The 21,450-nt window shown below is 40.2% G+C and carries 14 protein-coding genes; all 14 read right to left on the bottom strand.

The window, feature by feature from the left end; all coding sequences use genetic code 11:
* Nucleotides 1–1,285 precede the first annotated feature (1,285 nt).
* Entirely contained in the window at nt 1,286–2,164 is an 879-nt protein-coding gene (locus tag ACT29I_RS05720) for an alpha/beta hydrolase (protein WP_444792898.1), read from the bottom strand.
* A 20-nt stretch (nt 2,165–2,184) separates the two neighbouring features.
* On the bottom strand, nt 2,185–3,465 hold the full coding sequence (locus ACT29I_RS05715; RefSeq protein WP_444792897.1) for a bile acid:sodium symporter family protein: 1,281 nt from the start codon (nt 3,463–3,465) through the stop codon (nt 2,185–2,187).
* Between the two features lie 16 nt (nt 3,466–3,481).
* Nucleotides 3,482–5,086 carry a sulfatase family protein gene (locus ACT29I_RS05710; protein WP_444792896.1) on the bottom strand — a complete coding sequence of 535 codons (1,605 nt, stop codon included), beginning with the start codon at nt 5,084–5,086 and terminating at the stop codon, nt 3,482–3,484.
* Nucleotides 5,087–5,191: 105 nt separating this feature from the next.
* On the bottom strand, nt 5,192–6,733 hold the full coding sequence (locus ACT29I_RS05705) for a sulfatase-like hydrolase/transferase (protein ID WP_444792895.1): 1,542 nt from the start codon (nt 6,731–6,733) through the stop codon (nt 5,192–5,194).
* Nucleotides 6,734–6,736: 3 nt separating this feature from the next.
* Nucleotides 6,737–7,537, bottom strand: a complete 801-nt coding sequence (locus ACT29I_RS05700; RefSeq protein ID WP_430933428.1) for an SGNH/GDSL hydrolase family protein — start codon at nt 7,535–7,537, stop codon at nt 6,737–6,739.
* Between the two features lie 74 nt (nt 7,538–7,611).
* On the bottom strand, nt 7,612–8,106 hold the full coding sequence (locus tag ACT29I_RS05695; RefSeq protein ID WP_444792894.1) for a hypothetical protein: 495 nt from the start codon (nt 8,104–8,106) through the stop codon (nt 7,612–7,614).
* A 57-nt stretch (nt 8,107–8,163) separates the two neighbouring features.
* Nucleotides 8,164–10,161: a NosD domain-containing protein gene (locus ACT29I_RS05690; RefSeq protein WP_444792893.1), complete on the bottom strand. Its 1,998-nt coding sequence runs from the start codon at nt 10,159–10,161 to the stop codon at nt 8,164–8,166.
* Nucleotide 10,162: 1 nt separating this feature from the next.
* Entirely contained in the window at nt 10,163–11,971 is a 1,809-nt protein-coding gene (locus ACT29I_RS05685) for an arylsulfatase (RefSeq protein WP_430933431.1), read from the bottom strand.
* A gap of 12 nt (nt 11,972–11,983) precedes the next feature.
* Nucleotides 11,984–13,114, bottom strand: a complete 1,131-nt coding sequence (locus ACT29I_RS05680) for a glycoside hydrolase family protein (RefSeq protein WP_430933432.1) — start codon at nt 13,112–13,114, stop codon at nt 11,984–11,986.
* Nucleotides 13,115–13,160: 46 nt separating this feature from the next.
* Nucleotides 13,161–14,603, bottom strand: a complete 1,443-nt coding sequence (locus tag ACT29I_RS05675; RefSeq protein ID WP_444792892.1) for a sulfatase-like hydrolase/transferase — start codon at nt 14,601–14,603, stop codon at nt 13,161–13,163.
* A 191-nt stretch (nt 14,604–14,794) separates the two neighbouring features.
* The gene (locus ACT29I_RS05670) at nt 14,795–15,460 is read right to left on the bottom strand and encodes a DUF6250 domain-containing protein (protein ID WP_444792891.1); all 666 of its coding nucleotides are present in this window, start codon (nt 15,458–15,460) and stop codon (nt 14,795–14,797) included.
* Between the two features lie 48 nt (nt 15,461–15,508).
* The gene (locus ACT29I_RS05665; RefSeq protein WP_444792890.1) at nt 15,509–17,107 is read right to left on the bottom strand and encodes a sialate O-acetylesterase; all 1,599 of its coding nucleotides are present in this window, start codon (nt 17,105–17,107) and stop codon (nt 15,509–15,511) included.
* Between the two features lie 53 nt (nt 17,108–17,160).
* The gene (locus ACT29I_RS05660; protein ID WP_430933436.1) at nt 17,161–18,621 is read right to left on the bottom strand and encodes a sulfatase-like hydrolase/transferase; all 1,461 of its coding nucleotides are present in this window, start codon (nt 18,619–18,621) and stop codon (nt 17,161–17,163) included.
* A 74-nt stretch (nt 18,622–18,695) separates the two neighbouring features.
* The gene (locus tag ACT29I_RS05655; protein ID WP_444792889.1) at nt 18,696–21,446 is read right to left on the bottom strand and encodes a hypothetical protein; all 2,751 of its coding nucleotides are present in this window, start codon (nt 21,444–21,446) and stop codon (nt 18,696–18,698) included.
* Nucleotides 21,447–21,450 lie beyond the last annotated feature (4 nt).

The following is a 21,450-nucleotide window of genomic DNA, read 5'->3' as shown; positions in this document are numbered from 1 at the left end:
ACCCATTACCAAAATGGGTGTTGATTCCCCAAACAAATGTTCCACAGGGCGAATAGTAATAATTACATAACAAAAATAAGCTATAGCTAATTCAGTCAATAGTATCATGATCCTAATAAATGCAATAAATGATGCACAGAAGGTTTATGGAAACCTAAAGTTGGTAATATTACTGTTATCTCAATAAATAAAGTAATACCAGGTAAAGTTTATAATGCGCTTAAATATTAATGTCTTTGATGCATGGCAAGACAATCTGGACTAAAGGTTTTAGAAAGTATAGAATACTTAAAAAAATACATTTCAAAGAGAAAAATCACCGTATACGTGCAAGACTTATGAGCTTAATTCTAATAAAAGAATCAAAGTTTAAGGGTCAATTAGAGGTAGCTATGCATCTTTGGGTAGACCATGCGACAATTAAACGATAGCTTAAGCAATATAAGGACGAAGGGCTTAATGCATTACTAAAGTTAAAAAGTGGAGGTAGGCGCAAAAGTGTTATTCCTTCTGATATTCATCAGAGTATGAAGAAAAATTAAACGACTCAAAAGAACCTCTATTAGGCTACTGGGACGCTGTTCTGTGGATTAAGGAAAAACATAGTTTAGACATAAATTACCACACTTTAAGAGATTACTTAATAAGGCACTTTAAAACAAAAAATTAAATCCCCACGAAAATCTCATTATAAAAAAGACGAACAGGCTATTGAAGCCTTTTTAAAAACTCATTAATGAAGTGAGACAATTAGAATAGGTCTAAATAAAAGTATGTACAAGTCATTGAATTTATACTTTCAAGATGAAAGTAGATTTGGCTTAACGACTCATATAGGAAGGTGCCTAACAACAAAGGGAGTTAAGCCTAATGTAACGTATCAACATGCATTCAAGAATACCTATTTGTATGGAGCATTTTCACCCATAGACGGAGATTCTTTCATATACGAAATAGAAGGGAGTACCAGTAAAATATTCTTTATAATCTGGGGTAATAATAATTAAATAACTCTTACAGCGAAGCTTCATTATCAAGGGCAAGCTCATTAATTATTATTTCCAGATTTATTTTATTGTTCATTTTAAATTGAGGTTTAAACAAACATACAAAATAAACGATAGCCTTTAAGTGATTTATACCGCCAAAACACCGAAACACCTAAATATGATAAACTTATTTATGGTGTCTCCAAGTGTTATTGATGACCTAACGGATTAGTATTTATGAATAATTACTACTTCCGGCAGCTATTGATTATTTTCTCACGAAATTTACGAACTTGTTAAAGTTCAGGAGCCCCTTTAATGTATTTGAGAGACTTTAAAAACTGATCAGCTTCCCGAACTGTTAATGTATAAAACTTCCCATCGTACTTGTAGTTGTTAAAAAAACCATGACCGGCACCATCGTACAAATGCAGGTCGCACCTTCTGTTAAAAGCCTCCATTTTTGCTTTATAGTTTTCAGCAGATGAAACCGGTATCAAGTGGTCTTCTTTACCTAGAAACACGATAGTAGGTGGTGCTTTTTCAGTAATATTGTGAGCAGGTGATATTTGCTGCCAGCGTTCTCCCATTCTTTTATGCTCAAAACCTTCGGGGCCGTTGTCGAAAACAGGATTAAAGAGTATTAGGGCATTGGGCTTTGAACTGATGTTTAAGTCTTCGTCGGGTTCGTCCAAACCGGGCAAGGTGCCACAAGCGGCAGCCAAATGTCCACCTGCAGAGCCTCCCGAAGCCACAATTTTTTTAGGATGAATATTTAACTCCTTTGCATGTTTGCGTAAAAACCGCACGGCCGACTTAGCATCTGCAACGGATGCATAGGGCGTGGTTTTATGCCTGCTTCTCACACGGTAGTCGGCCAACACAGTGATCATACCTCTGGAAGCAAAATACTCGGCCTGAGGTTCAAACTGCTTTACTGTTCCTCCATTCCAACCTCCTCCAAAAAAGAAAACAATGGTAGGATATTTCTTCGATTTTTTAAATTCAGGTGGATACCTAAAAGTTAAGTCAAGTTTTACGGTGTCAATAGTTTTATAGGTCAGGGTAATAGGTTGGTTTTTATCTGCATCTTTAATTTCGGCGATACTATTTTGCCCGATAATATTTACGGAAATAACAAATAATAATAATAATAAGTAATTGAATTGTTTCATTGTCATATATTTATGTGTTTTTATTTACTCTGTTTTAAAGATCTCCCTCGCCACCAAGTGGCCAGTGATGATCCGGTTATATTCATTAGCGGCCCAAAGATGGCAGGTGCCAGACCCACTGTTGCCACTTTACCCATTTGAAGTGCCAGGCCGGAAGCCAGGCCTCCATTTTGCATGCCTACCTCAAGCGCAATTGTTCTACAATCCTGCTCCTTTAATTTGAGCAGCTTACTTACGCCATACCCCAAGGAGTATCCAAAAATATTATGCAGAAAGCAGGCTGCAATGAGCAATAGGCCCACTTCCAAAAGACTGTCTCTTCCTGCGGCGGTGATTATAGTGATAATTAAACCAATGCCCGTCATCGAAACAAATGACAATATATTATCCAGAAGTTCTTTGTTTCCTTTTGCTAGAATTTTAAAAACAAAAGCCATCATTACCGGAGCAACCGCGAACAATAGAATATCCCATAAATAGTTGTTTAGTAATACGGAGATAACATGTGCAGCCGTAAAATAATTGATAACACTTTTCAGGAATATTACACCTAAAAAACTAGCCAGCTGAATTACCTGAGTCTTTTTATAGCTAAATCCCTGAGAAAACAAGTTAAAAATTAATCCAGCACATATTGGAAGAATCACCATATTAAAGATTCCCGTCATCATATTCCAGAAATCAATCTCGATAAGTTGACCGGCAAAAACTTTCATTAAGAAAGGCGTCATAAGGGGTGACAATAAAGTAGCAAATGCTGTTAGTGTGACGGATAATGCGAGATTTGCTTTGGCGATAAACGACATCACATTTGATGCCATCCCGCTTGGTGAGGAGCCCACCAGCACAATTCCGGCCGCTATTTCTGGAGCAAACTTAAATAAAGTAGCCACTGAAATACCAATTATCGGCATAATACTAAACTGGCAAATGACACCGGCGATTACTCCTTTGGGCATTTTAATAATCCCTACGAAATCGCTTAAACTCATCTGCGAGCCCATTCCAAACATAATGATTTGCAGTAAGGGCACGATAAGCAGTTTAAACTGAAAACCACCTATGCCAATAAAATACTGAGGATAATACAATGAAATAGTAACGGCCGATAGAATCATTATGGAATAAGAAAAGCCTTTAAACCTATGGTAACCTCTCACTGCTATAGCCAAACCAACCAATGCACTTATTAAAAAAGGGCCTGTAAATTGATTTTGCTCCATTAAATAAGCACCAGCAAAAAGACAAAAAGAGATTGCCGCAAATAGCAAAAGGATTTTATAGACTTTCATATTCTGCATAACATATTAATTTAAATTAGAGTTTCATCCATGTTACCTGCTCCCAGTTTTCCTTGACAAATTCTTGAGGTTCACCGGTTGTGGATCTACCTTCTATTATGATTTTAGATATCTTATTTTTTAATCTCTCCACTACATCAGGATGTTCGAAAAATAAATTGGTTGTTTCTCCCGGATCATTTTCTATATTGTACAACTCATATGAGGCCTCACCTTCGCCAGGTTCAACAAAAGTAGGCTGAAAGGAACCTCCTGAACCACGTAACATATTTAGTTTCCATTTTCCCTGACGGATAGCAAAATGACCTGAGGCAGCATGATGTATTACTGCCCGTTCCGATTTGTATTTAGATGCTTCGTTTGTGATAAACGGGTACAAACTATAACTGTCTTCTCCTGCATTATCAGGAACAGAAGCACCTACAATATCGGCTATTGTTGCCAAAAAATCAACCTGACACACCGGTTCGTTCACTTTGGAACCCGCCTTTATACCTTTAGGCCAACGCATTATAAAAGGCACACGGTGTCCTCCTTCGTAGATATCCCTTTTACCTCCTTTAAAATGTAAATTGCTATAATGTCCGTAAGTGTCGCGATGATAAGTATAATTGGTTTCCGCACCGTTATCAGAAGAAAATATTACCAACGTATTTTCCGTAAGCCCATTTGCCTCTAAAGCATCTAACACCTGCCCTACCCTGTAATCGGTCTCTTCCATAAAATCGCCATAATTACCACATTCTGTTCTACCCTGAAAGTCGGGATGTGTACAATGTGGCAAATGTGGGCTGGTTAAGGGCACATACAAGAAGAATGGGGTTCCTTTTTTCGCATCCTGCGCCAACCTATTTATACGTTCAACCGCTTTATTCGCAAAAGTTTCCAACACCAGTTCGTCATTAAACGAAGACGCCACCTCGACACCACCTCTCATTTTTTCGTCCTGATAAGGCGGAGTCATTCTATAATCTGCAGGGCTGGCATCTTTATAGGTTCGCGGGTTTGTATTCTTTTTCTTTTTGGTCCAAAGTACAGGAGGATCCAGCACCCTATCATTTTCCAGGAAAGTCAGCACCCCAAAGTTCATCGAGGCAGGGAGACCGAAAAAGTAGTCAAAGCCTTTCTCAATAGGCCCATCCGTAAAAGGTTGCGACCAATCACGGTCTTTTCCCGGTTGGCCGGCAAAATCCATTTGCAAATGCCATTTACCCACCATGGCGGTATTGTAACCTTTCGTTTTTAACATGGATGCGATGGTCATACGTCCTTTTTCAATCAAACAGGGTCCATCAGCTCTTAAAACACCTTTCTTTAAAGAAGTTCTCCAACTGTAACGTCCCGTCAAAAGCGAATACCGGGAAGGCGTACAGACCGCATCGCTGCTGTGTCCATCCGTGAAAACTACCCCTTCGTTAGCCAGTTTATCCATATTTGGGGTTTTAAACTTGGCCTCAGGGTTTAGCGCACTTACGTCACCATAGCCCTGGTCATCAGTGTAAATAATTAGTATATTTGGTTTTTGAGTAATTTTAGATTCCTTTTTATCCTTAGGTTGATTGCAACCAACGAAAGTTATTATAAAAAGGCTTAATACTGTAAGCAGACCGTATTTTCTCATTTGTATTAAATTTTTATTTTTATAGCGCGATATAGGAAAGTCTAAGTCAACTTTGGATACTTTTCTAATCGTAACCACACTGTTAATAACTATATTTTACTAATATTATTTTTGCTTCGTAACCTCCCTGTACATTTCCCCGGTTTGTTTTCGCAACTTCTTTAAAAGTTCGGCATGTTCCGGACTATACGCCAGGTTGTTTTGTTCCAATGGATCATTATCCAGATCATACAATTCCTCTATTTTTGGTGTATGTTCGTAATAAACAAAATACTTGTAACGATCTGTCCGAATGCCATGGCTGCGATACGATTTATTGGCCTTTATCAGGTTCTCGTTAATCTCGTCCACATTTTCCTTAGTCCGGGCGCCGAACATAGCAGCAAGAAATAAGTCTTCCATAAATACGGCATCCCGCCATTTTTTCATGTTCTGTGTTTTGTTCAGGATTCCACTAAAATCCTTTCCCTGCATACTTTTGGGTGCTTTGAGTCCCGCGAGCGAAAGAATAGTAGGCGCCATATCCACCGATGAAATCAGTGCATCCACCCGAAACCCTCGTTTGGCTTCGGATGCCCTTCCATCAAATACAATTAACGGTGCTTTCACTGATTCTTCGTAAAGCAGACATTTGTCATAAAGTCCGTGCGAACCCTGAAAACGCCCGTTATCGCTGGTGTAAATGATGATGGTATTATCAAGTATTCCTTTCTCTTTCAACTTCTCCACCAAAAGCCCCACCTGCTGATCGACGCTATAACCCTGTGTAGCGAAACGACGCACCAGTTTCTGATACAGCTCGGGCGTTGATGATCGTTGACGATGCAGGCGTACGCCGCGTGCATGTTCGGTTACAACCTTTGGTAGTTGATCGTTTTCTTTCACCCAGTTCCCCGGTACGGACAGATCGTAATCCTTAAACTGCTCAAAATGGGGTGCATACATATCCCTGTTTTGATCGTGCTTTACTGCGTAGAAGCTGACCGATAAGCAGAACGGCTTACCTGTAGGCTGGGTTTCAATAAAACGTAACATCGCTTCCCCAGTTCTCAGGGTTCTCCCTGAATTTTGTCGGCCGGCCTTATAGATCTCCTGTAGTTTAGGATCGTCTTCAGGCCACATGACAATACCATTTCTGTCATGCGTTTCGCTACCGGCAAAAAAATCAAAGATATCGCCCATATGTTTTTTATAGTAATGCTCCTTAGGTGTACTAGGCCTTGTCGCTTCCTCGGTAACCGTAAATCCGACTTTGCCAATAAAGCCGGTACGATATCCTGCATTCTTAAGTATAGCAGGGTAACCTTTGGCAAAATCAGCGCGCGATAAGGTATAATCATCCGGGGCAACAAAACCCACCCGGTGGTTGGAATTGTACCGGCCTGTCATCATGGTTACCCGGCTGGGCATGCAAATGGCAACCGCATAATAGGCTTTATCAAAAGTAACACCCTGCTCCGAAAGTTTGTCGATATTCGGGGTGTTAAACTCAGGTCTTCCATAACATCCTAAATTATCCCAACGTTGGTCATCGATCATAAGAAAGATGATATTGGGTTGTTTATGATCTTTAGCCTTGGCGTAACCACTGCAACAAAAATTAGCAGCTACAATCGCTATGCATAAATGCTTAAACAATATGCTCATATCTTATAAATATTTACGAATCACCCGGGCAACCTCTATCCCCTGGTTGGTGAATCCCAATTCGTTATAATGTACATTACCGGGTTCTTGTGCCCATTCTTCCATATGTGGAAATGTATATGCATAAAGATCGTTAATAACAATCTCAGGATGGTTTCTCAAGACCTCCAGGGCAGCCATATTAAATTTTATACTGTCTCCTTTGAAGCGTCCTTTTGCGTTAGCAGGAACAGGGGTTGTTGTTGCAAAAATCAATTTCGCTTTCGGATAATTTGATTTCAGGTACCTACAAATTCCATCCAGGTTCTTTTGATAAATATCGATGGTAGAAACTTGTGTTCCAGCTTTATTCAGGTGTTTGCCTTTGAGGTATTTTAGGTCATGTAAACCCACATTAAAATGAATTAAATCCCAATTGAACTTCCATCCTTTTTTTAAATGAGGTTGAAACATGGTTTCATTCATTTTATTCATATTAGGAATAAAATCATGGCTCGACCCACCATTTTTAAACAAACGAATTACGTTTGCCTTTCCATCGAGCTCTTCCCTTACTTTATAACCATATTTAATAGAAATAGAATCGCCATAGATAAGAACATTAGTTGTTTTGCTGAAGGGATGAACGTAAGTAAAACAATCCGTTTTATAGGTCTTACCAATATTGCCGCACAAACTATCCCATGCTTCCTTGCACGTTTTATAATCGCTTCTTTTTTTGAAACCTCGTGCATAGGCCGCTGGGGCTACAGTCATACCTAGAACACCAATTCCAACAACTTTTATAAATTCTTTTCTTTCCATTTATTACAATAAATTTATCAAATCAGAGTATATCTTTCGAACATTTCACAGCGCAATACTTTCTTTTAATCCACTTATTTATAACCGATTTTTGTGCAGGCAATAAAACTGTTCCATCTTCTTTTTGCTTGATTTATTCCATCTTGTGCAATGGTTTCCGCGCGGGATAGTCCAGCATACATTGTTCCTATTGCATCAGCACCAATGGCTAAAATGGTAAGGTGATTGTTGGTTTGAGTCAATCCAATGGCATAGCCTTCTATCACAAGCTCTCCCGAATTTTTACCTCCAGCAACCTGCAACTGCTTCAATAAGGTTTCGTCGGTTTGAAGGCCGATCACAATTTGAACTTTATCTTGCTTTGCACTTAACTTTGAGATCGGAGCTATTTTACTTTTTAACCCTTTACCTTTTAAGGACTGCTGGAGATCGACCGCTGTAATATGAACAGCAGGAATATCTGATGAACAATATATTAAAACCTTTTGTCCCAAAGTATTACTGGAGCATGTCAAGGACGCAAAAATCAGTATTAATATATAAATGCCGTGTTTAATCCTGCTCATCATTATCTTGAAATTCGATTTGAATACTTCAGCAAGTTATGATCACGCTCACAACTCTTATTACTTGCCCCAGACCTTAATCTTATTTTTTCCAACTTTCAGGTTTTGAAGTGGACCTACCAGAGGTGAATCTGTATTTCTTGCGTTTCCAAAATAATCAGTATCAATGGTCACGGGAGATCCATCAGGATTCTCGAAAGGTGTTTCCGACTGAAATGCGTAACCAAGCAATTCAGTATTTACAACTTTCGTTTCTACGCTTTCTAAACTTTCATCAATGGTAATATTCAAATAATAAGCATCATCCTCCTGAGAAATACTGATCTCTGGTTTTAATGTTCTATTCTCAACAAAATTGGTTTCAATGGTTGATGGCAGGGCTTTATTTAAATACAGATTGGCATCGATAAACATTGGAAATTTCTGCGCATTATAGGCATTTAAATTACCAGGAGATTTCCATTTGTATTCGGCAGGTGGAAAATCGTTATACCCATCTAAACCGTAAAATTGACTTTTATCTAGCGTTTCGTTATTGGCAGCAAAAATATTATTATAAAATCGGTCATCACCAAGAATGACGGTCATCATCCCCAGAACCTTCGTAGAGTGTGGGAAATGGTAATGTGTAAATCGATTACTTGCCGCACGGGTTTGCACATATCCCGCAACTAAGTTATTCACAAAAGCTGTTCCTTGCGAAGCATTCAGAATTCCTTTTTCAGAGAGCAAAATATTATTATCAATAATCATTGGCCCATGATTTACCTCAACAAATACGTCCTCGTTGTCTGTATGATTGAAAAATAGATTCCCGGTTACACGTGCGCCTTGCGCCTGCCAATCGAGCCATAGCCCACGATGGTTATCATGTATGCAGTTGTCTTTAATTAAAACATCGATGGCAGCATGTAGTTTAATGCCACTTACCTCCCATCCACCAAACTGGCTTTTTACATTTATATTATAAATATGATTATTGCTTATCTCGCTAAATACACATCCTAAGTGCCCAATAACACCTCCCTGTTCGCAATCTTTAATGGTGTTGTTACGTATGATATGAGATCCGATGGTTTCTTTAGACCAACCCAATTGTAAGGCTTTAAAAACAACCTCACGCTCATACTGAGTTCCCTGCTTCCGCTTATCACGTTTCCACTGGTTCTGCCCCGAAGACCTTTCTTTACCGATCACAATGCCTGAACATTTTGAATCACTAATAAGGTTATCTTCAATGATCCATCCTTTACTCCAGTTTGGGCCAATTAAACCAATCTGTTCTGCTGTTGGAGGTGCCCATTGCGTAGCCGCATGACACATCTTAAATCCGCGTACCGTAATAAAATTAATGCCTGTTTTTTTGGGCCAAAACACGGTTGGACGAACATTTATTTCAACCAGTTCTTTATTGGGGTTTAAGCCCTTAAAATTGGCATAAATAGTTGTTGTCTCCTGGTTACTTTCGCAATACCACTTGTACTTAGAACCTTCGGTATCCGTCGCATTTTTCAGTGGAGTCTCCGTTAGCACATCAGACAACTTATTGATTTCGTAGAGTGCTTTTCCATTTAAGTAGACTTCGCCCAAATGATGATCTCTTCCTGATGTACTTGTTAACCAATCGCCATATATAACTTCTTGGTAAGGATTAAAATCACCAAACAATGCGTTTTCTATTTCTACTTTCCAAACATGACCTTTATGTTTCTTCCAGGAATTTATTTCTTCCGATCCCTTAATCCAGACCTCTTCATTTGCTGCAGCCTGATATATAATTCTGTCCCGATTGTTCCTTCCTTCGTAATAGGGATTGACCCATTCTCTGTAAGTTCCTTCATGAACCGTAATTACATCTCCCGGCTGCGCTATTCTTGCTGCTTTTGAGATTGAATTGAATGGGGCATCTTTGCTACCATTATTAAAATCGTTTCCATCTTTAGCAACGTGATATTCTGTTGCATTTGTGGCGATGGCTATAAAAACGAATAATACAATTAAAATTTGCGCTTTAATTCTCATCCAATACAATCCATTAATGCGTATCGTTGAGCTCATGTTATAACTTTTCTATTTTCACATAATAAGCCCCAAATTCAGTGCCGTCATCCAATGTAAACCAAGTTTGCAGGTGATTTTCTCCCTTGTTTAGCTCTAGGGTAAATTCCACATATTCAGCGTCCAAGTCTACATTCTCCGACAAGTCATGGTTCTGCACCTTTACACGTGCTGTTTTTATATTTAAAGCCTTCCCTTTTTTGCTTGCCGTAACACTTGTTCCTTCCAGAGCCGGACGAGCAGGAGCCTCTGCGCCTAAGGCCAAATGCGATTCTTCAGGCCAACGGCGAAGTTTTAAACTGTATGTCCCTGCTTGAGCAACCTTAACTCTAAAAAAGCCATTATTAACCATTCCCATCCGAATATGGTTCTGCTGCCAAGGTGTAAATTTCTCAGAATGCCAGTCGTGGCAAAATAATGTTGTTGGATTTTCTGCTTCATCACCAATAATAAAGAATGGTTTTTCAACAAAAGTTGGTGAAATCTCGTTCCACCAAGCATCATATTTAGCAAGCAAGTTCTTCATTAATTCGGGATGTTTCTCTGCAATATTCGTCCGTTGTTCAGGATCGGTATTTAAATCATAGAGTTCGGTTCCTTCAACCAAGCGCCAGTTTTTGTGCAGTAACGCAGTTCTAAGCCATGGAACCGGGTCGGTAGAAAATTGTGTATTTACAAAAACTGTTCTGTCTTCAAACTTAGATTTGTCACCATTTATCAAAGGCACAAGACTCTGACCATCAAATTTTAAATCGGCACTCAATTCAAGCTTGCACAAATCTATCAGGGTTGGTAATATATCGTAATGAGCGGTTAGCTGGTCAATATCTTTCCCTACTTTTATGCCACCATCTTTCCAATGAATAAAGAAGGGAACACGATGACCTCCTTCATACATACTGGCCTTTATTCCGCGCATTCCGGCATTATTTCCTTTTATCACAAAACCATCTAAACGGTCACCTTTGGGATCAACTTTTGCACCCGCAGCCGATCCATTGTCAGCTGTGAAAATTAAGATGGTATTATCCATCAAATCGATGGACTTTAAGTATTCAACCAACTTCCCAACGTTTTCATCAATATTGGCAATCATGCCATAAAACGACGCATTTGGGATATTTTCATTGTCGTTATAAGGATCGGAATATTTATCGGCAACCCAATACGGCGAGTGTGCAGCGTTGGTAGACAGGTAACAAAAGAATGGCTCATCTTTCTTTTGATCAATGTATTTTTTAGCTTTCTCGAACCAGATGTCTGTGCAATAACCTTCGAACTGTTCAGGTTTGCCATTGTGCATATATATATCGTCGAAATAGTCATTGTTCCAATGATCCATGGTTTGCCCAACACCTCCACCATTATTCATCAAAACCTCATCAAAGCCTTTGTCCTGGGGGCGGAACGGGTAATTGTCGCCCAAATGCCATTTACCGAACATAGCTGTATTATACCCGTTATCTTTAAAGATTTGAGCCATGGTAGTTTCTCTTTCCAGAATTAGAGATCGGCCTTTAATGGTAAAAAACACCCCGGTTCTGTAGTTATGGTGCCCTGTCATAATTGCGGCACGCGTAGGTGCACAGGTTGGGCTCACATGATAATCGGTTAACCGTGTGCTTTTTGCATGCAGCGCGTCAATATTGGGCGTTTGAATATATTGATTTCCATGGCACGCCAAATCTCCATATCCCACATCATCCACCATAATAAGGATTACATTGGGCTTTTTACTTTCTGGTTGATTACACGATAACATTATTAAAGCAGAAACAATGATCGTATATATGTATTTTGATCTTATCATTATACTAAAAATTTACAAATCTGTTTTTAAAGGTATGACCATATTCCAGGTCTTATCAAAACTCCAAGCTTTTTCGCCATTTCCTGTGGCGGCAAAAAAATGTGTAGGCACCCCGTCCTCAATCAACAGAAAAGGTCGTTCGAAGTGATTCTGATACGAAGTGGTGCCATCATCCCATTTAATACTTCTGCTATAGGCTTTAGGATTTTCAAACAATTGCCATTTCACCCCATCATCAGACCAGGCATGGACGCCCCCCCCTTCTTCTCCGCACAATACCCCGGTTCGGTCTTTTATGATAGCTTCGTATTTATCGCCATTCCACCAAACATAAGGATCTTCCAGATCGATTCTTTCGTTATCTTTTGATTTGAATCTCAATATAGGTTCTTCGCTCAACCTTTCGTAAGGTCCTTGAGGATTACTGGCTTTGGCGACCCCCAACAACAAAGGTGGTTTATTGGCATCGGCCGATGATTTATACATGAGTAATATTTCACCTGTTTTTTCATTTACCACCGGAGCAGGATTGGAAGTGATGGAGGCATCCCAATGTCCTTTTTCCCTTGGTTCAATAACAGGTTTATCCAGTCTTTTCCATGGTCCATAAACACTATTGCTAATGGCTACTCCAATCCTTTTATTCTGCCATGCTCTGCTCCAGTTATCCCGCTCTACTTTTGGGTTCTCCGGAGTAGGGCGCTCAAAATCGTAGGTGGTTCCAAAATAATATAACAAATACTGATCTTTATATTTCACTATTCTTGGATTATGTGTGCACATTCCATCCCAATATTCTTTACCTCGCGGAGGCAGCACAGCACCGACTGTTTCGTACGGACCTATTGGCGTATCTGCTACGGCATGAACCACTTCAGAGTTTGTCACCCAATTTCCGAAGTTTACATTTCGTGGCCAACGACTGGCAAACATATGGTACCGTCCGTCTTCACCTTTAATTACGGAAGAACCCCAAATCCAGTATGCCGAATCCTGATAGCCTCCATTCTTTGGTGCAGGTAAGATGCGGTCGACAAACGCAATGTCCTTCACTTTTTCCTTACATGAAATACATAAAGTCGACAACAAAGTAAAAACAACACTTACACCAACTGACTTTATCACAAAATCCCTTCTCTTCATTTTTATCCTCTTTTTTTTATGAATGATACAAATCTACAACTAACTATTACTCCTCTCTTTTCCAGACAAAACTTTCATCCAATAAGTCGGCATACTCCTTTTCCAATTGCTTTTTCATGCGATTGAATACTTCGGGATATTCCATAGCTTTGTTTTCGGATTCCCCAATATCATCTTTCATATTATACAACTCAAAATCTGTCATGATTGCATTTTTCACTGACGTTGCATTGCCTTCATAAATATTATTGAGTTGTGGCATATAAGAAGTATCGTTTTTAAGCCGGCATAAGATTTTCCAGTCACCTGAACGCATGGCCACCCTGTGTTCGTTCAGCGCATTATAAAATGCCCAAATCAAAGGTTTTGCCCTTTCCTGTTTACCTGTTTTAATAAGGGTTGCAATTGACTCTCCATCCAGTTTTCTATCAGGAAGCGTTGCCCCGGCCAGTTCAGCGAATGTCGGCATCAAATCCAGTGATGAAACCACTGCATCTGTAGTTCCTTTAAACGTATTTTGCCCCATCCAATGTAAAATTCCCGGTACACGAAATCCGGCTTCACTTGTCCACAGTTTCATCCCTTTTAGATCTCCCGGTGAACCATAAGATCTGGTGGCACGGTAGTATCTATTCAATGTCTCAGGTCCATTGTCGGAGGTGAAGAAGATGAGTGTATTATCATCATTGCCACTATATTTTAGATATTGAACCAGGCGACCTACAGCTTGATCCATATTGGCTACGTTGGCAAAATACTGCGCCTGGTTTTCATTTTCAGAATCAGGAAGATATTTATCTACTAAGTTTTGCGGTGATGCAATTGGTTCATGTGGTTCGTGAAAACATACCTGCAGATAAAACGGTTTATCTTTTTCTTTCTTCTTCAGCCATTGAATTGCCTCTTCCACCACAATCTGACAACTGAAACCTGCTATTTCCCCAACCTCTTCACCGTTTCTTATAAAATTTTTAGGGTTTTGATGGGTAGGCGCTGCATTATTATGGGTGGCAAACCAATGGTCGAAACCAAAATAATCAGGTTTGGGTTGCACATTGCTGTTAAACCTTGAGCTACAATGCCACTTTCCTGACAAGCAAGTTGTATATCCCGCATTTTTCAACATGGCCGGAATGGTTTGTTCGTGCTTTTGCAGATGAACCAAGTCCCTGCAATCCTTACTTTTTCTGGTGCCGGGGATAAAATCATATATCCCTGCCTTATTGGGACTGCGACCAGTGAGCAACCCTGCTCTGGAAGGAGAACAAACAGGAGCAGCAGAATAGCAATTGGTCAATTTTATACCATCTTCCGCTAGTTGATCCAGGTTCGGTGTTTGAATAATCGGGTGCCCAAAGGATGACAAATCGCCATAACCTAAATCGTCGCACAAAACAACCACAATATTGGGTTGTGAGATTTCTTGATTACAAGCTGTAAAGTGTAGGGCCAGCGCCCATACGGATAGTAAAAAAATGTAATTCTTCATGATTTAAAATTAAAGGAAGCTAAAATTGGCCAATTACAGGAATTTATGAAATGTTCAGTTTCATTATTTTTATATCTATTTTAAACATTATATCATTTTTTCTTGAACCAACACAGGAATAAATCCGCATTACAACACACTGACAATCATCACAATCATATCTATTCCTATAACATTTCTTCCAGATTCAACTATTCGCGAACAACCTCCACATTCCGAATCAGACAAGCCGCATACTCGCCAGCAGTTCCTCTAATTCTGAATGCAAAATGACCGCCACCATAAGCTTTTTTATCGGTTGTCTCCAGTATTTTTTCGCCATCTACCTTTAGCCAGATGACATCTTTTTTTCGGCCTATCTCAATAGAATAGAAAACACCGGGATGCATAATGTTTTTTTCGTACGAAACCAGGGCAGGATCTTGTCCTTTAGGTGCCGGATATTTTCTGATAAACGGGGTGTAATTATGTGGGCCATTTCTAAAGGCATAGAAATAGCTTTCCACATCTTCGATCCATAATTTCATGGAACCATCATAATTTTCCGGAATAGATAGGCTGGCATCCTTACCCGGATTTGAAGCTGACAATATAGCTACTAAAACAGATGCCGGTGTCAAGGTCATTATATCGTACTTTACCACCACATCTGCCCCATAACTTTCAGGACTAACAATCATCACGCCATTGCTTTCTTTGGCCTCCTTCATAAAAAACATATTATGACTCTCCACCAACTTTGTTCCTTGCCCGTAAAACGGCCAGCTGTTTAGTTCTTCGGGCGTTATGACCTGCCCATTCAAACATGTTGGCAGTATGGTTACAACGAGTGTAAGTATTGTTTTTATTGCCTTCATTTTTATCATATTTTTAGTTATTACAATAATAATATCTGTATCCTTTTATCATTGATCACTTGTAAAAATAGCAGCCGGTAACCCGTTCTTATTGTATAAATTAGCACCTTCGGGGTTGGATGACCATGCATAACGTACTTTAATCGGTTTTAGAACATCCGGATGGGAAACCTCCACCATATTTTTGGAAATAATTTGAGCATTCGCTGTCTTCCATACTCCATCCTGGCCAGCTACCTCGAACCATTTTAAAGATTCACTTACCGGGACTGCATCATCCATAAGCTGTTTATGTCCAACCATTAGTCCGGAACCCACATGAATGAATTTAACTATTATTTTATTGTTGCTTTTTTTAATACGCTTAAAAAGCGGACCGCTAACTGCCTGCACTTTTTTATTGTAATCCTTTTTCAAGGCCCATTTAGACAATCGCTTACCGACATCCTTTTTATTGTGGGGATGTACATCTATGGCCTCACCTATATCATGTAACACCGCCATTCCTGTTTTAGGCAAAGTGGTACATACCGTTCTAATTTGGTCCGAGACAGCGGCCCATCCTACATTAGAACGCTCATCGGTTACTTTAAATGCCGCTAATTGTGTACAGTAAAACGGAAAATTACCTTGCCCCCACTCTTCGCGCCAGCTGGTTACCAACTCCTTCAGATAAAATCCATAACTTTCCTCCATATAATGGGAGTTAGATTCACCTTGATACCAAATCACACCCTTTATGGCATAGGGCTTAATCGCTGAAATCATTCCATTATGCAGCGTTGCAGGAATTTGCTTACTTTTTTCGGGGTGAACTGTTGGCCATGGCCTTGGAATTGTTTTACCACTTTGAATCCACTCATTATACTTATTTTGAAACACGGTATCTTCATAACCTTCCTGAGCCATTTCAACGATTTTTCCCTTCGCGTTCTTCATCTCATGTTCGTAATAGGCTTTCATGGTTTCATGCTTCATGTATGTATCAACAGAAATCCAAGGCTGGATGCGCGTGCCTCCCCATGAGCATTCGATAATACCGATAGGGACATTCAGGTTTTTTCGCAATTCTTTAGCAAAAAAATAGCCTGTGGCCGTAATATTTCCGGTATTATCGGGTGTGGCACTTCCCCAATTAGCTTTAAAATTATGCTTCTTATTGTATAGTGATGGTGTTTGAGGTATTTCAATGTGCCGTAATAAAGAATCATCAGCTGTCGCTATTTCATTTCGGATAAATTCTACCAATGGCTGATATTCTTTTTCTCTGGCATCATTCACAAACTTGTTTAACGCAAAATCCATATTTGACTGCCCTGAACATAACCATACTTCGCCGGAAAGAACATCACTGATTTTAAGCGTATCTTTACCATAAATACTTATATTGAATGGTCCTCCTGCCTTAGGCGTTTTAATTTCCACTTTCCAGGTGCCATCCGAAGAGGTAACAACTTCAGCCTTTTGCCCCCAACCTGCTACCACAGTTATCTTTTCCATTGGATCTGCCCATCCCCACACAGGAATTTTGGTTTTTTGCTGTACCACCATGTGATTAGAAAAAAGAGCATTTACAGAAACATTTGCATTCATTATCTGTGCACAAAACACGAGGAAGGCAATTAGTATTTTATATGGGTACATCATATATTTATTTTTTACTAATATTGTTATTTACCGAGCGTATCTACTAATTTTATTCATTGTTGCTTTTGATCCCAAAAACGATATGGATCGTCATGTTGAACCATTTGTTCCAATAACAGCGTTTCCATCTCTTTTCGTTTATCTGCGTACATTGGGTTCTCTGCTAAATCGGTTAAGAACACTCCTTCTTTACCATGTTCTGGCAGATATTCGTGTGGATTTCTGGCCAGATTAAAAAGCTGTGTTTCTCTGACTGCCCCATCCATCATATCATATTTAATCAGTTTCCAGTCACCTTTCGTAACACTACGCATGCCCGGTTTGGTCCCTCCGCAATACACACCGTACATCACATCACGGGCTGTTGTTTGTTCACCAGTTAAGATTGGTTTGAGACTTTTTCCTTCAACCGTTTCAGGTATTTCTATTTCGGCCAGATCGCATAGGGTTGGCAAAACATCCAACAGATATGCATTCCCTTCAACCCGTGTACCGGCTTTAACTCCTGGTCCATTAACAATAAAAGGAACCCGCCAGCTATGTTCGTATAAATTTTGTTTACCTTGCAACCCATGGCGTCCAATTGCTATTCCATGGTCCGCAGTATAAATAACATACGTATTGTCCAATTCGCCCATTTCCTCCAGTTTCTTCAATACTTTTCCTATCTGAATATCAATATTCTCGGAACAAGCAAATTCGCGTCCCAGCTCGTTGCGGATAGTTCGTTCGTCGCGATTTTTCCACACGCCACTAACACGCTCTTCGTCCCTCAAACCCGGGTGGCCATGAAAAAACGGGTGAGCAGACAGATAATTTTCGGGTAATTGGGGTTGTTTAGGATTTTCGGGAGGCAAACTGTTTTCATCTTTATGGTTTACCGCTCCATACTTTTCAAGCAGTTCCGGCGTACCATTGCGGACATCGTGCGGGTGCGAGAAACCGAAATAAATAAAAAATGGGTCGGTCTCCTTGTCACTTTCTCTCCCAGCTAAATATTCCAACACTTGCTTGGCGTGCCAGGCACTGCCTGTTTCCTCAGTACCTCCCCGTTTCGTTTTATCTTTTACTATTGAAAATTGTTTGTTTGCGCCGGGATACGAGTTTCCCTTCTTACAGGTACGCATGGTTTTATAACCGGCCCGGTTAAAAACAGCACCGATAGTCATCGTATCAATGGGGTTCGGATCGGTTTGTTTTTGAAATTCCGCACTTGGAGGCAAGTGCCAGACGGTGCGGCCACTCATAATCATATGGCGCGAAGGGGTGCACACTGCACCGTTCATGGAACCCATATGACGGGCATTTTCGAAAATCATCCCGCCCTTTGCCAGTTTATCAATATTAGGGGTTTCTAAAATGGAATTGGGGTTGTACAATTTTATATCAAATGCTGATTGGTCATCTACCAGAACAAAAAGGAAGTTGGGCTTATTTTTGGTTTCTTTAGCACAAGATCCCAGAAAGACAGAGGCACTTAATACAATAACCGAAATTTTAAAAAATAACTTCATATACTAATTTTTAAATTATTATTTGCGCTTTCCGCAAACACACATACCAACAGATCGAACTATTTAACGCAAGATTACTTTAATTTTATAACTCTTAAGTTGCCTGCTGCAAAAGTTCCTTTTTGGGTACCTTTTTGAATGATAACCGGCACTTCGTTATGCAACCATAAACTACCTTCTTTATTCTCCAGTACCACATTTCCTTTTTCGGCAGTGGTAATTATCGTGCCAATGGCTTCAAGCTTGGTTCCGTTACCCATATACAACACAAAATCCCCATTCTTCTCATTTCCTACCAGCGCATAGCCGGCATTGGTATTCATATCCTCATAAATGGCCATTCTCATTTCATAGGATGACAAAACAAAATCTTCGCGACCCGATTTATGTGTGATGTGTAAACCTGCAAAATCTTTATTGCCATTCTCATCCTCAAAACTTTGTATGGACGATATGCTTCTTCCTTCCTTTGAAGTGTAGGGTTCATAGACCGATACAAACGGATGTTCCCATGCTTCTCCGTGCTGACGGGCCACCATGGTCAGATATGGAGCATGGTCTATATCGTAAGGTATACCTGTTTTATCTTTGAATGATTTGCAAGGAGGTGATTTAACGGTAAATACCTCGCGCCCTTCGGTTCCTTTCATCCAAAGGTTCATCAATACATCCTCCTCTCCCTCGGGTCTGTCAATCTTCCATTCTGCCATATAATCATCAGAGGTTCGTACAGATTTTTTATCCCACATATAATCCAGTGCATAAAGATGTCCGCCTGCAAAGCCCATTTCATCGCTTGGCTTTACTTCCAAAGGCGTGCCATCCGTTCCTGACAAGCGCATACTTTGTCCCAGGTTATGGTAGTAATAATCGTGGAACTTATCGCCTTTGCGTTGTTTCTTCGAACGGAAAACGTCGACATAATATCCGGTGGTTTCGCCAGTTTTCACAATGCTAACCGTCCGGTTTTGGTCGCTTTGGGTTTCGGGTTCCAGAAAATAAACATCGGAATAGGTAACATCTGGATAATAGCCTTCTTTTTGTTCCGATTTCGGGTATTCGCCCATTAAATCAAAAGCATGATAACTTAACATTTCGGTGTAGGAAGAAACGCCATCTACCATTACCGTATTGTGTGCCGGGAACTGCGAATAATACTCCAAATAAATGGGTTGAAGATAACCGGCACCTTTACCCGGATCTGCTCCCTGCACGAGTCCTTTTCCGTACAGTTCCATGTTAATTCCGTTGGCGTGCATATGGTTACCTAATGATGCATTCAAAGAAACCATCATTCCGTTGGTCCCCCAGCCCATGCGCTGCACGTGCCAGCTTACGTTGGGTGCGTAAAAAGTTTGGGTCACATAATCGTTCAATTTACCTTTTTTGTATTCAGCATTCAGCTCCAAAGGCTTGCTGGTAAAAAAAGATGAAATATACGCTCGTGGCTTACGGTTTTTATCCGAAACTTTCGAATCATTTTCAAACAATCGGTACATGGCCGTAAATTCTTCTTCCAGTCTTTTATCGCCGCTTTTTTGTGCGATGCGTACCATGTCGCTCATGGGTTCCGTATACAGAGGTCCGTAATAGGTATCGCCAAAAGCCACTATCCGGTCATTCGGTAAAAGATATTGCGGCAACATTTTTACGGCTTTTTCCATTACCGGGGTGTAGGGCAAAATATTGTGATCAAAGGCATTGTAGAAATCCCGAATAAAGTTGGTGAGGTCTTTGGTAACGCCTTGCGAGTAACCCGGGCATTCAGCCCAAACGCCATTGTTTTTGTCGTACCCATAATCCATAAATTTGGTTAGCGACCACTGGCGCGCTGAGGTTACGTTTAGAATATAATCGATGTAATACCCGCGTCCTTTTTTGTCGTTATAGTCGGCATTATTTTGCAAAACCATGGCGGCTTTTAATATCGTTTTTGCCTGGTGCAGGTTCCAGTTGTTTTGCGGCACCCCGTTTTTAATTATCACGTCGATCCATTTCTTTATGGTGGCATCGTAAATATCAATTTTATCCCTGTTGTTAACTTCAATATATTGATGCAGAAAATCGTATAGTTCGGCCGCCTCGATTAAAGTACTTTCATGTATCACCTGAAAACAGGACAAGCCCACCAAAGTTTGTATATGACCGTTTAACAAATCGATGGGTTCGTTACGATAATACATTCCCATCATGTAAGTGTCGAAAATATCGAAAGCAAACTTGGCAAAGCTTTCATCTCCCTGGAGCCAATACACGAATGCTGCATCACGGGCAAATCCAATAATTTTTTGATTGTGTCGGTGAATGACTCCCCCGGTTTTCGACTGTTCAACCCACTCCAAAGGTCTCCCCTCCTTGTTTTTGTTGCGAAGATACAGCCCCCGCTCGTCGTCCATGTATGGTATAATATCTTCCAGATCGGGCATGGCATAATTGGTGGTATAGTCGCGCGAACCGGTAAAACGAACGGTTGGCACCGGAGCTTCCCCATCGGCATGCGAGTAATAAATACCGTTCACATATACGTTTGTCGCTTTGGTTTTCCAATACATTTGCAGGCGCGACGGCATCCATTCAGGATCCTTTACATGACGCTCTACATATGAATCGATTCGTTCATGAATGCCACTTAATACATCCTTGGCCCACGCTTCATTTTCAATGGTAGATTCTAACACAGCCTTCTCTTCCTGCGTTATATAAATACGAGGAAACCCCTGTTCCAATGAATTCGGAACAGGGATAACATTATTCACCTGTGAATCTGCCCTATTCAGCAGGCAAGCAATAAGAATCACAATCGTTAATAATCTATGTATCATCATATTT

The sequence above is a fragment of the Saccharicrinis sp. GN24d3 genome, from assembly GCF_052400645.1.
GTDB lineage: Bacteria > Bacteroidota > Bacteroidia > Bacteroidales > Marinilabiliaceae > Saccharicrinis.
Note: the sequence above shows the minus strand (reverse complement) of the source record. Positions and strands in the feature narration are given on the sequence as shown.